Annotated in this window: 1 protein-coding gene; it reads left to right on the top strand. The window is 30.0% G+C overall.

Annotated elements, in window-relative coordinates; all coding sequences use genetic code 11:
- The coding region (locus OU788_RS12595; RefSeq protein WP_274635481.1) for a DUF4369 domain-containing protein at positions 1–597 on the top strand (597 nt) is incomplete at its 5' end.
- Positions 598–643 lie beyond the last annotated feature (46 nt).

The following is a 643-nucleotide window of genomic DNA, read 5'->3' as shown; positions in this document are numbered from 1 at the left end:
GGTACTTTATATCTTCAAAAAATGAACGATACCTTATTAGTATCTGTTGATTCTTTAGCTTTATTAGGTGATGACAAATTTATCTTAACCGATAATGTAGAGTCTCCTGTGATGTACTACCTTACTTTTGATGGAAACACAACCGACAAACACATTATGTTCTTTGGTGAAGAAGGTGAAATTACCATAAATGATAATATTGAAGAGTTTGGTTTTAAACCTGAAATTAAAGGTTCTAAAAACCAAGAAGTGATGGAGGAATATCGTAAGATAAATCAGAAGTTTTTAGAGCAACGTTTAGATTTTGTAAAAAAAGAAGTAGAAGCTCGTCAATCTCAAGATGAAACTCAAATACAACAAGTAGAAGACGATTACAAAAAAATGATACGTCGTCGTTTCTTATTCTCTACAAACTTTGCCATTGCTAATGCAGATAGCGAAGCCGCTCCTTACATTGCTTTATCTGAATTATACGATGCTAATATTCAACTTTTAGACACTATCAACAATAGTTTAACTGATAGAGTTAAAAGTTCTGAATATGGAAAACGTTTACAAAAATTTGTAAGTGATATCAAAACAAAAGAAGGTAAATAATCCTTTTTTTATCATATAATTAAAAAGCTCATTCAAATTTGAATGA

It is taken from the genome of Tenacibaculum sp. L6, assembly GCF_028823685.1.
GTDB lineage: Bacteria > Bacteroidota > Bacteroidia > Flavobacteriales > Flavobacteriaceae > Polaribacter.
This window is presented reverse-complemented; position numbering and strand designations above follow the sequence as displayed.